Genomic DNA, 14,265 nt, shown 5'->3' with positions numbered 1-14,265 from the left:
CCAGGTGGGGCAACTAGACTTGCTTGTCATGGAGGCACCCGCTACCCCACCGAGCCGCGCGGGCACCCCGCCACTCCTGACGGCCCCACGCCCCTGCTCGATCGCCCGCGCCCTGGAGATCGTCGGCGAGCGTTGGTCGCTCCTGGTGATCCGCGAGGTGACCCTGGGTGTCCGTCGCTTCGACGCCATCCAGGCCGCCACCGGGGCCCCCCGCGCCGTCCTCACCGACCGGCTGGCGAACCTGGTGCGGGCCGGTGTGCTCGACCGGGTGAGCTACCGGGAGGACGGCACCCGGGCCCGCCCGGAGTACCGGCTCACCCAGGCCGGCCGCGAGCTCAGCCCGGTGCTGACCGCGCTGCGCCAGTGGGGCGACCGCCATCTGTCCGACGAGGCCGGCCCCCCGGCCACGTTCACCCACGTCGGCTGCGGCGCGCCCGTCCGCGTCCAGCACGTCTGCGCGGCCGGCCACCTGATCGACGACCCCCGCGAGGTCGTCAGGACGACCCGCGAGCCCTCGGCCACTGAGAACCCAGCCGACGGGACGCCAGCCGACGAGACGCCCCGCACCGAGACCCCCACGGACCTGCGCCCGGCGAGCCCGGCCACCTGACCGCGCGCCGAACGGTCGGCGCACGGGCGGCGGTCGCACTACCGGAGCCGCGGGGCCGCCGGGTCAGCCGCCCTGCGGGCGGCGAACCTCCTTGGGCAGCGTGAAGGCGATCGACTCCGTGCCGATCGACCGCGTCGCCACCGTGGTGGCGCCGAGCCCGGCGAGCGCGTCGGCCAGCTCGTGCACCAGGCTCGGCGGCGCCGAGGCACCGGCCGAGATCCCGATCGTGTCCGCGCCGGCGAGCCAGTCCAGCCGCACCTCGTCGACGCTCTCGACCAGGTGTGACGCGACGCCGTCACGGCGGGCGACCTCGGCGAGCCGGCGCGAGTTCGCGCTGTTCTCCGACCCGACCACCAGCACGAGGTCCGCCTCGCTCGCGACCCGGCGCACCGCGTTCTGCCGGTTGGACGTCGCGTAGCAGATGTCCGCCGAGCCGGGCCCGACGATCGCCGGGAACCGGGCCTTCAGCGCGTCCACGACCTCCTCGGCCTCGTCCACCGCCAGGGTCGTCTGCATCAGGTACGTGACCCGCTCCGGGTCCTCGACCTGCAGCGACGGCACGTCCTCGGCCGACTCGACCAGGGTGATCCGCCCCGGCGCCTCACCCAGCGTGCCGTCGACCTCCTCGTGGCCGGCGTGGCCGATGAGCAGCACCGTGTCACCGCGGGCGGTGAACCGGCGCGCCTCGGCGTGCACCTTCTCCACCAGCGGGCAGGTCGCGTCGATCACGTCGAGGTTGCGGCCGGCGGCCTCGACGTGCACCGCCGGGGCGACCCCATGCGCGGAGAAGACGACGGTCGCGCCCGGTGGGACCTCGTCGAGCTCGTCGACGAAGACCGCGCCGCGGCTGGCCAGATCGTTGACCACGTGGGTGTTGTGCACGATCTGCTTGCGGACGTAGACCGGCGCTCCGTGCAGCTCCAGCGCCCGCTCGACCACCTCGATGGCCCGCTCGACGCCGGCGCAGAACGCGCGCGGCTCAGCCAGCAGCACCCGGCGCTGCCCGACGGCCGCCGCCCAGGCGCCCAGCGGCCCGCCGAGCCTGCGCAGCGTGCGCAGGCCGGAGACACCGCGGCGGGCCAGGTCGATCCGGCCGAGCGGCTCGGCCGCCGTGTCGACGATCACCCGGACGACGGCGAACGGCTTGCCGGCCGCGCTCGGCGACAGGTAGGCCGACTCCATGTCCACGGCGATCGCGCCGGTCGCGGCGAGCTCCGCGCGCGCGGTGCCGACGGCGAGGCGAGGCACCGAGACCACCGGCCCGATGTGCACGGTCAGCCCGGCACGCCTCAGCTCGCCGGCGAGCAGCGGCGCCGACGGGCAGCGGCCGGTGACCGTGCCGTCGCCGGTGCGCACCTCGCTCGCGACGATGACGTCACCCGGGCGGACGCCGGGCGCGAGCCCGCCGCCGAGCCCGACCACCGCGACCGCGTCCGGCTTCGCCGCGCGCACCGCCTGGTTGGCCCGGCTGGCGCGTTCAGGGCCCATGCCGGTGCGCACGACGACGGCGTCCGTCGGTAGCCCGGACCGGCCGGCGGCGAGTGCCTCCAGCCGCAGCGCCGCGGCCACGGCCAGCCTGGACCGGCGCGGCGGGCGCCCCGGCTTCCAGCTGGGGCCGGTGCCGACCGCCTGTTTCGGGATCCGTGGAACGGCCCGTGCCTGCGCCTCGGCGGCCGCGCTCTCGGGTGGGGAGGACGCGGACGCCTCCCCCGCCGTCGGCGGGCCGCCAGTATGACGTCGATCGCCGGTGTTCTCGGATGCAGAGATGCTGCTGCTCATGCCGCGGACCGCCCGGTGAGGGTCACGTACCGGCCGAGAGCCGTCAACGGGAAGACCAGCCGGTACAGGTGGTAGTTGATGGAGAAGTCCCAGGGGAAGCCGGTGCCGGTGTAGTACGGCTCGTCCCAGGTGCCATTGGGCAGCTGGGTGTCACACAGCCAGCGCACGCCGCGGCCGACCGCCTCGTTCATCGGGTCGGCGGCGAGCAGCGCGAGCAGGGCCCACGCGGTCTGCGAGGCGGTCGGCTCGCCGCGGCCCACCCAGGCGTCGTCCTGGTAGGACCGCAGGTCCTCGCCCCACCCGCCGTCGGGGTGCTGGTGGGCGACCAGCCAGCGCACCGCCGAGCGGATCGCCGGATGGTCGGCGGCCACGCCTGCCGAGATCAGCGCGGGTACGACCGCGCCGGTCCCGTACACGTGGTTGACCCCCCAGCGGCCGAACCACGAGCCGCCTGGCTCCTGGTCGTCCAGCAGCCAGCGCACCCCGCGCTGGGTGACCGGGTGGTCGGCCCGGCCCAGGTCGGCGAGCATCTCGACCATGTGCGCGGTGACGTCCGCGCTGGGCGGGTCGATCACCTCGCCGAAGTCGCAGAACGGGATCTTCGTCGCCAGCTCGCGGACGTTGTCCGCGTCGAAGGCACCCCAGGCGCCGTTCGCCGAACGCATCCCGACCGACCAGTTGACCGCCCGCTCGACGGACGCTCTGGCCTGTTTCGCGAACGTGGGATCGACGTCGTCCCAGCCGGACCCCAGCAGCCGGCGGACCGCGAGGACCACCTCGGCCGTGTCGTCGACGTCCGGGTAGATGTCGTTGGCGAACTCGAACGCCCAGCCACCGGGCTCCAGGTTCGGCCGGCGGACCCGCCAGTCGCCCGGAACGGTGACCTCCTCGCGGACCAGCCATTCGCCGGCCTTGCGCATCGCCGGGTGGCGGGCGTCGAGCCCCGCGTCGGCGAGCGCCACGACGGCGAGCGCGGTGTCCCAGACCGGAGACTGGCAGGCCTCCAGCCGGCGGACCGTGACGACCTCGTCGCCCTCACGAACCTGCTCGCGGACGGTGAAGGTCTCCAGGCCGTCGAGGGCCGCGACCAGCACCGGATGGTCCATCGAGTAGCCCATCAGGTGCAGAGCCATGATCGAGTAGACCCAGGGCGGCTGGATTCCGCCCCAGCCGCCGTCGGCCTCCTGGCGGGCCAGCACCCACTCGGTCGCTCGGCGCAGGGCCAGCTCTCGCAGTGTCTTCACCGGGTGGCGCTGGTAACGGCGCAGCCCGGCGTCCAGCCGCTGGAACACACCCGTCCAGCTGACCAGGGGTGCCCGGTCGGGACGCACCGCCGCGACCCGCAGCTCGTCGATCGAGAAGCCGAGCGACCGGACCGGCCGGAAGTGACCGACGATCGTCAGCGCCACCACCGTCTGGCGGGCCCAGCACCCGAAGTCGTAGACGTTAAGCGGCACCCAGCTCGGCAGCAGCACCAGCTCGGGCGGCAGCACCGGGACCTCGTCCCACGGCCACTCACCGAACAGCGCCATCCAGATCCGGGTGAAGACCCGCGTCGCGGCAAGGCCGCCGTGCGCCCGCACGAACGACGCGGCGGCCAGCATGTGCGGCTCGTCCGGCAGGTGGCCGGCCAGCCGCAGGCCGACGTAGGCCTCGAACGTGGTCGACAGGTCCGACGGGCCGCCGTGGAAGGTCGGCCAGCCACCGTCGTCCTGCTGCTTCGACCGGATCCAGCGGCCAGTCTCGGCGGCCAGCTCCGGCGGCAGGATGCCGAGGAACTGGCGGAGCATGAGGTCCTCGGCGTCCATCGTGACGTTGGTCTCGAGCTCCCCCTTCCACCAGCCGGCCTCGGACTGCAGGCCAAGGAGGTGGTCGCGCGCGCGGCCCAGCACCGCGGCCGCCCGTTCGGCGACCTGGTCGGCCTGGGGCCCGGCCAGCTCGGTGGAGCCGAGCTGGCCGGTCTGCGGGGCGCGCGTCCCCGCGCCGCCGGCCGCACGGACCGTGGCCGACGCCGCGCCGGCCAGCGGACCGGTCGGGTCCGCCAGGTCAGTCGCGAGGTCGGGCAGCAGCGCTGGCCCGCTCGTGGCCATTGGGGCAACAGCGCCGCTCGTGGCCACCGGGGTCACGGCGGCACTTTTGGCCGTCGGGGCCGCGGCCCCGCTCTTGGCTGTCGGGGCCACGGGCCGGGTGGTCACCAGCACGGGCCCGGCAACGGCGGACCTTTCGGATCGGCTGCGCCGATCCGAAAGGGACCCCGGCCGCGCGGACGTCGGCTGCGTCGCCGGCGTCGCCGGGGACGGGTCCGAGGTCAGGCTCATAGCCGAATCTCCTCCGGGCTCGGGTGGGGAGCATCAAAGGCCCAGGTTGGGGGCCCAGGTGCGCGCTCGCCGCACCCTCCTCAGCAGTCGCGTTCGGTCACGAATCGGGCCAGGGCAAGCAGCTCTGCCTCGGCCTGCTGCGGCAGGGACAACGAGCGCAGCACCGCGCCGGCGGTCTTGAGCTGGCGGTCCGCCTCGGCGGTGGTCCAGTCACGGCCGCCGGCCCGCTCGACCAGCGCCGCGATCCGCTCCAGGTCCTCGGTCGGCCGGTCGCCCTCGCTCACGAGGAAGGCCCGCAGCTCGTCCGCGTCCGGGCCGCCGGCCTCAAGGGCGACGACGACCGGCACCGACTTCTTGCGGGACTGCAGGTCGGACAGCACCGGCTTGCCGGTGACGGCCGGGTCGCCCCAGATGCCGAGCAGGTCGTCGATCAGCTGGAAGGCGGTGCCGAGGCGTGACCCGAACTCGGCGAGGCCGTCGACGACCTCCTTGGGCGCACCGGCGAGCACCGCGCCCAACGAGGCGGCACAGGCCAGCAGGGCGCCGGTCTTGCCGTCCTCCATATGCAGCGTCTCGGCGACCGTGACGTCCGAGCGGCTCTCGAACAGCAGGTCCTCGGCCTGGCCGCGGACCAGGTCCTGCACGCCAGCGCCCAGGATCACCGCCGCCTTGCGGCCCGGCTCGCCCTCGACCTCCAGCAGGACCTGCGTCGCCAGGCCCAGCAGCGCGTCGCCGGCGAGGATCGCGCCGTCCGCGCCGAAGACCGTCCACGCGGTCGGCCGGTGCCGACGCTCGGTGTCGCCGTCCATCAGGTCGTCGTGCAGCAGCGAGAAGTCGTGCACCAGCTCGACCGCGACGGCGGCGGGCAGGCCGACCTCCGCGGGCTGCCCCGCCGCCTCGGCGGACAGCAGCGCGAGCGCCGGGCGGACGAGCTTGCCGCCGCCGCCGGGCTGCGGGTTGCCGTCCGCGTCGACCCAGCCGCGGTGGTACTCGACGACGTGCCGAAGACGCGGGTGCAGCCGCGCGACCGTCTGGCGCAACGCGGGAACGGTTAGCGTCCGACCACGCTCGATGGCCTCCGGAACCGTCATGGTCATGCCGGGTTACTCCCAACGCTGTTCGTGGTCGGAGTGGATGCCGAACTGGTACCCGTCGAGGCACCGAGATCGGTCACGGTCTCGCTCCCGGGCGCGGTGGTGGCCTTGGCGGCCAAGGTGGGCTGCGCCGGGACTGGTGGGCTGGTGGGCTGAACGTCTGATCTGGTCGGCGTGGTCCTCAGACGCGGCCAGGTGACATCGCCCGAAACCGTCCCCGGCTCGCGTGCGTTCACCCCCACGCTGGCCAGCGTCTCACGGGCAGCAGCGAGCCCGCTACGCACAGCTCCCTCCATGGTCGCCGGCCAGCCGGTGTCGGTCCACGCGCCGGCCAGGGCGAACCCGGGCAGAGCGGTGGCCGCTCCCGGGCGAAGAGCGAGCGATCCGGGCGCCTGGCGAAACGTTGCCGTGCGCTCTCTCGTCACGAAGACCTCGACGAGCTCGGCGTCCCGCGCCGCGGGCAGGATGCGGCGCATCTCGGCGACGAACTCGTCACCGAGCTCGCCGGCCGGCCGGTCGATCCACGGCTCGGCGGCCGACTGGGACAGCGCCACGTACTGCGAACCTGGCGGCGCCGTGCCGGTACCGGACAGGCCGGACGCCCCGGTGCGGTCGAAGATCCACTGAATCGGCGAACCGGTGACGGCCAGGAACGGCCCGTCGATCACCTTGCGGTCGAAGATCATGTGAATGTTCACGATCGGCGAGGTGCCCAGCTCCGTCAGGCCCGCCGGGTCCGGATGGGCTCCGGGCGGCAGCAGCTCCGCGGCGGCCTGCGGTGGCACGGCGAGCACCACCGCGTCGGCGGCCAGCACCGCGGCGTCGGACCGACCGGCGCCGCTCGCGATCGCCACCTCGTAGCCGGCGTCCGTCCGGGTGATCGAGCGGACCTTCACGTTGGTGCGCACGTCGGCGCCGGCGTCGGCCAGCGCCTTGGCCGCGGCCTCGCCGTGCAGCTGCTGCAACGGCACGTCAGCCCAGCCGATGTCGGCCGCGTCGGCCCGCTCCAGAAGCCCGGTGCGCACCACCTTCGCCGCGAGGCCCAGCGAGGCCTCGCCCGCCGGCACGTTCAGCGTGGCGACGGTGAGCAGCTCCCAGAGCGTCTCGGTGGCCGTCGGGCCCTGCCGATGCGCCGACAGCCAGTCACCGAACGACCGGCCGTCGACGGCCGGCGAGCGCTGGTCGAGGCGGCCGAGCTGGAACGCGGCCAGCGCCGCGGTGACCCGCTGGGCGGGCGCCAGAGCCTTGTAGCCGAGCAGCGCGGGGGCGAGGTGCAGCGGCGCCGGCAGCCTGGCCTTCGTCCGGCGCAGCCTCGCGTGCGTGCCGAGCCGGTCCCCGAGCAGCACCGGGACGTCCAGCCGCTCCTGCAGCGTGGTCTGGTGCTCGACGCCGAGCCGGCTCAGGAAGCCCCGGTAGGCCGTGCAGCAGCGCATGAACACGTGCTGCCCTGTGTCCACCCACAGGCCCTTGCGGTCGAACGACGCGGTCGCGCCGCCCAGCCGGGGCCGGGCCTCCAGCAGCACCACGTCGACACCGCTGTCCGCGGCCACCAGCGCCGCGGTCAGGCCGGCCAGGCCGCCGCCGACGACGACCACCCGCGGCCGTGCCACGTGTGTCTCACTCGTCACGGGGCCACACCTCCCGTACCCGGAGCCGCCGGGCGGGCACGCTCGGGCCGGCCAGCCAGGCTGCGGGCGGCGACCATGGCCTTCTCCCGGGCGGGCAGTGACACCCGCTGGGTCAGCACAGCTGACGGCTCGGCCTGAATCCGGCGGTTGAGCCGCAGGTAGATCCCGGCGAGGGCACCGCAGCAGGCGGCGCTGCGCCGGTCGAGGAGGTCCAGCAGCACCAGGCCGCGGGAGTACCACTCCTCGGCCCGCGCGGTGCCCATTCGCAGGTAGTCGACGAGCGCGTCCTGCGGGCCGCCGAGGACGCCGTCCGCGTCGACGGCCAGCTTCACCCCGGCCGCGGCGAGCTCCGCCTGCGGCAGGTAGGTCCGTCCGCCCAGCAGGTCCTCCCGCACGTCGCGCAGGATGTTCGTCTGCTGCAGCGCGACGCCGAGCGCGTCGGCGATTGCGGGGGCGTCCCGGCGCCCGGCGGCTTCCGTCGTGCCGAAGATGCCGAGCGAGAGGCGGCCGATCGTGCCGGCGACCAGCCGGCAGTAGCCGACCATGTCGTCGAACGTGTCGTAGGTGCTCGGGACGATGTCGCTCTCGACGCCGTCCGCGAGCTCGATGAACGCCTCCAGCGGGATCGGGAAGCGCTTCGCGGCGTCGGCGAGCGCGACGAGCACCGGGTCGGAGCTGTTCGGGTCGAGGCCGCGGATGTCGGCGCGTGCCTTGGCCAGCCCCTCGATCTTCTGGTCGTCCGGGAGGTCTCCGTCGCCGATGTCATCCAGGCGGCGGGAGAACGCGTAGACGGCCGACAGCGCGGCGCGCCGGTCCGCCGGCAGCAGCCTGATCCCGTAGGAGAAGTTCTTCGCGGCCTGCTTGGTGATCTCCTCGCAGGCGGCGTATGCCTCGGTCACCGTGGGTCGGGACGCGGCGGCGGTCATGAGGCCTCCCCCTCGTCACCTCGCCGGCTGTGCCGGCTGTCAGCCTCAGTCATCGCAGGCCAGGCGCTGGCCGGCCCGTTCACGGACCTGCTCTCGGTGTTCCCCAGCTCGGCGCCGGTCACTACGCCCGAAAGGGTGGTCACTGCCACGGTCGGGGCCGGCACCGAGGTGGCGGCCAGGTCCTTCGCCGTCGCGGGCGCCGGTTCCGTCACGGCCGCAGCGGAAACCGCGGAAGCGGCGCCGGCCGTGGCCCGAGCCGGGTTCGGGGACGGCGGCGGCGGCTCGCACAACGGTGGCAGGCCGCCGGCCCCGGCGGCGCCGGCACGCATCGACGGCGAGTACGAACGGACCGCGACCCACAGGGCGGCGCCGGCCAGCCGCGGCTTGCTCGCCTTCGGCGCGCCGCCGAGCACGTCGTAGCCGGCCTGGCGGACCGCGTGCAGCGCCGCGCGGCCACCTCCGATGAAGCCGGCGATGGCCAGCCTCATCCGGCCGTCCAGCAGGCTGGCCAGCGGTGCGCCCTGGTCGAGGATCGTGGTGGCCCTGGCGACCTGGAAGGCCATCAGGTTGCGCAGCGCCGGCGACGCGGTCGGGGCGGCGAGGTCGCTCTCGGCGACGCCGAAGGTGTCGAGGTCCTCGAGCGGCAGGTAGATCCGCCCGGCCGCGTAGTCCTCGGCGACGTCCTGCAGGTGCTCGGCGATCTGCAGCGCGGTGCACACCCGGTCGGAGAGGATCAGCCGGTCGGGCGTCGCCCGGCCGAGCACGCCGAGCACCATGCGCCCGATCGGGTCGGCCGACAGGGTGCAGTAGCGCAGCAGGTCGTCGAAGGTCGGGTACCGGTCGACCCGCTGGTCCAGCCGGTTCGCCTCGATCAGCCGCAGGAACGGCTCGGGCGGCAGGTCGCAGGCCGCCACCGTCGTCGCCAGCCGCTGGTGCACGGGCAGCGTCGGCCCCGCGCCGGTCCAGATCCGCTCCAGGTCGGCCGCGAGCTCGTCGAGCAGGGCGAGCCGGTCGCCGGGGGCCTCGTCGCCGATGTCGTCGACCAGCCGGGCGAACCCGTAGATGGCCTTGAAGTGCTCACGGATGGCGGCGGGCAGCACCACGGGCGACACCGGGAAGTTCTCGCCGTACGCGGCACGCAGCACCTCATCGGTGGAGGTCGCGATATCGGTGATACCGGCCGGCTCTGCCCGCCGGCCGGGGGCGGCGGTCCGGGCGTCGATGGGGGTCATGCGCCTCTCGTTCTCCTGAAGTCTCGGGGACCCGCGGCCGCGGCCAGGTTCCTGGTCGGGGGGGGTTGGCACGGGTCCGCCCGCTGCTGAGGGGTCGAGGGGAAGCCGGGCCGGTGGGCGCGCGCCGGGTCAGGGCGGCGTGAGGTCGCCGACGGCGGGCCGGCGACCGGCGCTCGCTATCCGAACACGTTCGCCAACCTGCGGTAGAGCGGCGGCGCCGCTCCGTGCACGCGCGCGGCCAGGGACATCCAGCCTGGCACCCACACCTCGGCGCTGCCGCGCGCGACGCCGGCAAGCATGCGGTCCGCGACCCGGCTCGGGGGCATCGCCTTGGGCCAACGGCGGACGTACGGGGCACCGCGGCGGTGGAAGAACGGTGTGTCCACGGCGCCTGGTAAGCAAAGCGTCACCACGATGCCGCGACCTCGCACCTCGGAGCGCAGCGCGTCGGCGAAGCCCACCAGTGCCGCCTTGCTCGCGGAGTAGGCCACCTCGCCCCGCACCCCCAGCGCGCCCGCGACGCTGCCGACCAGCAGGATGCGGCCCTCGCCGCGGTCGAGCATCGCCGGCAGGACCGCGCGGACCAACATCATCGGCGCGAGCACGTTGACGGTGACCAGGTCTCGCAGCGCGTTCGGGGACATCACCTCGAACGGACCTGCCGCGCCGATACCCGCCGACAGGACCAGCAGGTCGACGTCACCGAGCAGTTCGGTGGCCCGGGAGGCGACCGCGGTCTCCGCCCCCACCGCGGTCAGGTCGGTCGCGAACCGGTGGCCGCCAGTCGCGGCGGCAACCTCGTCGAGGGCGACTCCGTTGCGGCCGACCAAGAGAGTCTTGGTGCCGTCCTGGGCCAGCCGGAGTGCGGCCGCGCGGCCGATCCCGCTGGAGGCACCGGTGACGAGTGCCGTCCGCGGTGGCCAGGGAGCGGACGCGGCCGCCCGAGCCCTGCTGATCACCGGCCGGGAAGCCCGATCCTGGACAGCAGGACGAGAGCGGGTGCTCACGCCTTAAACACCTCCGGTCGCGTCGGGCGCCAGGCCCACTGTGCGTCCGACCGCGTCGCGGCCGGCGGTCGCGGGGCCACCCACCCAGGGTGACGGGGAGACGTGACGACCCCCCAGAAATCCCAACTGCCCGACAACACCCTTGCGGCCATCCTCGAGTCGCGGGTCCGCGTCGACGCCACACCCGCCAAGGGCAGCCCCATCATTTCACCGCCCCCCGACGATCCAGTCCATGGTCAGGTGGATGACATCAGGCACCTACGCCGATGGCGCACGGCCGATACCCGTCCACCGAAGGGTACGGAACGATTACCCAGAGCGCATCTTGCGGCGCCCGGCCAACCATTCATTTGATTTACGGCTGTGAATCGGGCCGGAATGACACAGCGGCGACATGATGCAGACACCATGGCTGTGATACGGACATCGCCCGGACATCCGGCGGGACACAACTGTGACGCCGTTGTGACAATCGTCGCCCACCGACAACGGGCCGCTCACACCGATCCGAGGGCCACCGGGTCTCCGGGGCGAACGACGAAAGAGATGCCCCCTGACGCATCCACCATCCGGAGGCAGGAACCCTTGGCGCCTTCGGGCTGGCGCGACCACGGATCCCAACACGGGTCACGGTCCGGATGGGGAAACGGCTGCCGCACGGACACAACCCTACCGTCCCGGACAAACAAGATCAAAAGGGGCTCTCCGGGTGGAGTTGGCACATCCGGGCAGGCCACAGACTTTTTCGGGGGTCGACGGGGGTGCGGGTGAGATCCGTCACGGCACGAGCGAAGGGGACCGTAAGCCGGTAGGTGAGTCATCCCTGGTGGTCACCAGTCCTGGGGTTTCCCGACCACCAGGGATGACTCGGGCTGCCTCAGCCCGTGTAGTAGCTGTCGGCGACGGTAAGGGCGTCGTCGAGGATGGCCAGGCCCTCGCGGAGCTCGTCGACGGTGATGGTGCACGGCGGGACGACGTGGGTCCGGTTGAAGTGGGTGAAGGGCCAGAGGCCGCGTTCCTTGCAGGCTCCGATGAAGGCTGCCATCGGGGCCGCGTCGGGGCCGGCCGCGTTGAACGGGACGAGCGGCTCGCGGGTCTCGCGGTCACGGACCAGCTCGATCGCCCAGAAGACCCCGAGGCCGCGGACCTCGCCGACGCTCGGGTGGTTGACGGCGAACTTGGCCAGCTCCGGGCCGATGACGTCGGTTCCGAGCATCCGGGCGTGCTCGACGATGCCCTCCTCCTCGAACGCCCGGATCGAGCCGACCGCGGCGGCGCAGGCCAGCGGATGGCCGGAGTAGGTGAGGCCGCCCGGGTAGGGGCGAGTGGCGAACGCGTCCGCGACCTTCGGGCCCATTATGACGCCGCCCAGCGGGACGTAGCCCGAGTTCACGCCCTTGGCGAAGCAGATCAGGTCGGGGACGACGTTCCAGTGATCGGCGGCGAACCACTCGCCGCACCGCCCGAAGCCGGACATCACCTCGTCCAGGATCAGCAGGATGCCGTGCCGGTCGCACAGCTCGCGCACCCCGGCCAGGTAGCCATCCGGCGGTACGAGGATGCCGTTCGTGCCGACGACCGTCTCCAGCAGCACCGCGGCGACGGTCTGCGGGCCCTCCAGGGCGATCACCTCGGTGAGGTGCGCGAGCGCCCGCTCGCCCTCCTGCTCGACGCTGTCCGCGTAGAACGGCGAGCGGTACGGGTACGGGCCGTGGAAGTGGACCACGCCCGGGATGCCGGGCTCGCTGGCCCAGCGGCGCGGCTCGCCGGTCAGGACGATCGAGCCGCCGGTGGCGCCGTGATACGAGCGGTATGTCGTGAGGATCTTGTGACGGCCGGTGACGAGCCGGGCCATCCGCACCGCATTCTCGGTCGCCTCGGCGCCGCCGTTGGTGAAGAAGACCTTGTCCAGGTCGCCGGGCGCATGCGACGCGATGAGCCGGGCCGCCTCCGAACGGGCCTCGTTCGCATGGAACGGGGCGATCGTGGTCAGCTTGCCGGCCTGCTCGATGATCGCCTCGATCACCTTCGGATGCTGATGGCCGATGTTGGCGTTCACCAGCTGGGACGAGAAGTCCAGGTAGCGCCGGCCGGACTCGTCCCAGAAGCAGCTGCCCTCGGCCCGGTTCACCACCAGCGGGGTCAGCGCCGCCTGCGCCGACCAGGAATGGAAGACGTGCTTGCGGTCGTCGTCGTAGGTGCTGCTGGTCATGACCCGCTGCCTCCTTGCCGCCCACGGCCTGTCATCGAGGGCCTGATCGAGGGTCCGAGAGCGTACCCGTGCGCCGTTCGCCGGCCGATGGAAATTCTCGCCCCTAAGGAAACCCGAGGTTGAGGCCGCGGACAGCCCACGGCGCCAGGATGCCCGACACACCGGACCGGCTCGCCCGGCGGGCGCGGGTGGGGTGCGCGCCGCCGGGCAAGCCGGGTGATCGTGGTGCCGGCCCGCTCCGGCCGGCGGGAACCGGTCGAGAGCGGGCCGGCGCGGTTCAGGCTCCGTTCGCCGCGAGAGTGACGGTCTGGGGCTTGAAGCCGCTGCCGACGACGTCGACGCCACTGGCCTTCAGGTCGGCCAGCGCCTTGTTGACGTAGTCGTTCGTGTAGGCGAGACCTTCAGGGTCCTTGGTGAGGACGGTCTGCCCGTCGGCGTTCTTGGTGCCCTTGGCGACCGAGACGGTCTGGTCCCAGGCCGACTTGTCCACCAGGCCGACGCCGTTCGGCGACGGCCAGATCAGCTTGTTGATCTCGTTCGTCTGCCAGAGCTGGTGGCTGGCGCCGAGCTTCGAGCCGGCGGCGACGACCAGGTCACGGCAGTCGGCTGGGTTGTCCCGGCAGTAGATCCAGCCCTTGATCGAGGCCTCGACGAACTTCGTCGTCGTGTCCTGGTACTTCTTGTCGCTCTGCAGCTTGGACGTGTTGGCCCAGATGGCGTCCTGCAGCATCGCGGTGCCGACGTCGTTCCAGTTGATGACGTTGAAGTCGCTCGGCTGGAAGAGCTTGCCCGTCGCCGGGTTCGTCGCCTCCAGCACCTGGGCGTACTCGTTGTAGCTCATCGCCTGGGCGGCGTCGACGTCACCCGAGAGCAGGCCCTTCATGTCGAACTGCTGCTGGACCAGCGTGATGTCCTTGGACGGATCAAGGTTGGCCTTGGTCATGCCGGCGAACAGCTCGTACTCGTTGCCGAAGCCCCAGTCGCCGACCTTCTTGCCCTTCAGGTCGGCCGGGCCGGTGATGTTCTTGTCCTTGAAGCTGACCTGCAGAGTGCCGGACCGCTGGAAGATCTGCGCGACGTCGGTGATCTGCGCGCCCTGCTCCCGGGACGCCAGCGCCTTGGGCACCCAGGCGATCGCGTAGTCCGCCTTGCCCTGTGCCAGCACGGTCTGCGGGACGATGTCGGTGCCACCCTCGAGGATCTTCACATCGAGGCCGGCGTCCTTGTAGTAGCCCTTCTTCTCCGCCGCGATGTAGCCGGCGAACTGTGCCTGGGTGAACCACTGCAGCTGCAGCTTCACCGGCGTCAGTCCCGCGGACGTGCCTCCCGTGCTGCCGCCGCCGGAACTCGATCCACACGCCGCGAGCGCGAGCGCCACGGCGAGTCCCGCGGCGAGCCCCCCGGCCAACCGTCGTTTCATGTACCCCTCCGGTACTCCCTGGCCGCGCCGGGCGCGCCA

Annotated in this window: 10 protein-coding genes; 1 reads left to right on the top strand and 9 read right to left on the bottom strand. The window is 72.9% G+C overall.

Translation table 11 applies throughout. The features are described 5' to 3' along the window. Window positions 1-28: 28 nt before the first annotated feature. Entirely contained in the window at window positions 29-610 is a 582-nt protein-coding gene (locus tag I6A60_RS03995; RefSeq protein WP_203021919.1) for a helix-turn-helix domain-containing protein, read from the top strand. Between the two features lie 63 nt (window positions 611-673). Here I6A60_RS03995 and ispH read toward each other — a convergent pair whose 3' ends face one another. The 9 genes from ispH to I6A60_RS03950 all read right to left on the bottom strand — a co-directional run bounded on the left by ispH (window position 674) and on the right by I6A60_RS03950 (window position 14,226). Next, complete coding sequence (gene ispH / locus I6A60_RS03990; protein ID WP_203021920.1) at window positions 674-2,389, bottom strand: 4-hydroxy-3-methylbut-2-enyl diphosphate reductase; 1,716 nt, start codon at window positions 2,387-2,389, stop codon at window positions 674-676. Continuing rightward, entirely contained in the window at window positions 2,386-4,707 is a 2,322-nt protein-coding gene (gene shc, locus I6A60_RS03985; protein ID WP_203042450.1) for a squalene--hopene cyclase, read from the bottom strand. Before shc ends, ispH begins: the two co-directional genes overlap by 4 nt. 80 nt (window positions 4,708-4,787) lie before the next feature. Then, window positions 4,788-5,804 carry a polyprenyl synthetase family protein gene (locus I6A60_RS03980; protein ID WP_203023732.1) on the bottom strand — a complete coding sequence of 339 codons (1,017 nt, stop codon included), beginning with the start codon at window positions 5,802-5,804 and terminating at the stop codon, window positions 4,788-4,790. Further along, entirely contained in the window at window positions 5,801-7,429 is a 1,629-nt protein-coding gene (hpnE, locus tag I6A60_RS03975) for a hydroxysqualene dehydroxylase HpnE (RefSeq protein WP_203023733.1), read from the bottom strand. Before hpnE ends, I6A60_RS03980 begins: the two co-directional genes overlap by 4 nt. After that, window positions 7,426-8,355 (bottom strand): presqualene diphosphate synthase HpnD, encoded by a 930-nt coding sequence (gene hpnD, locus I6A60_RS03970; RefSeq protein ID WP_203023734.1) that lies wholly within the window; start codon window positions 8,353-8,355, stop codon window positions 7,426-7,428. Before hpnD ends, hpnE begins: the two co-directional genes overlap by 4 nt. Next, window positions 8,352-9,587 (bottom strand): squalene synthase HpnC, encoded by a 1,236-nt coding sequence (gene hpnC / locus I6A60_RS03965; protein WP_203023735.1) that lies wholly within the window; start codon window positions 9,585-9,587, stop codon window positions 8,352-8,354. The genes hpnD and hpnC overlap by 4 nt, the downstream gene beginning before the upstream one ends. Window positions 9,588-9,763: 176 nt before the next feature. Further along, window positions 9,764-10,594, bottom strand: coding sequence for an SDR family oxidoreductase (locus tag I6A60_RS03960; RefSeq protein ID WP_013427024.1), 831 nt, complete (start codon window positions 10,592-10,594; stop codon window positions 9,764-9,766). Window positions 10,595-11,471: 877 nt separating this feature from the next. Continuing rightward, complete coding sequence (locus I6A60_RS03955; RefSeq protein WP_203023736.1) at window positions 11,472-12,806, bottom strand: aspartate aminotransferase family protein; 1,335 nt, start codon at window positions 12,804-12,806, stop codon at window positions 11,472-11,474. Window positions 12,807-13,083: 277 nt separating this feature from the next. Beyond that, the gene (locus tag I6A60_RS03950; RefSeq protein WP_203023708.1) at window positions 13,084-14,226 is read right to left on the bottom strand and encodes an ABC transporter substrate-binding protein; all 1,143 of its coding nucleotides are present in this window, start codon (window positions 14,224-14,226) and stop codon (window positions 13,084-13,086) included. Between the last annotated feature and the right edge of the window lie 39 nt (window positions 14,227-14,265).

This window comes from Frankia sp. AgB1.9, from assembly GCF_016786355.1.
Taxonomy (GTDB): Bacteria; Actinomycetota; Actinomycetes; order Frankiales; family Frankiaceae; genus Pseudofrankia.
The sequence above is the reverse complement of the archived record's forward strand: the minus strand, read 5'-3'. Positions and strand labels throughout refer to the sequence as shown.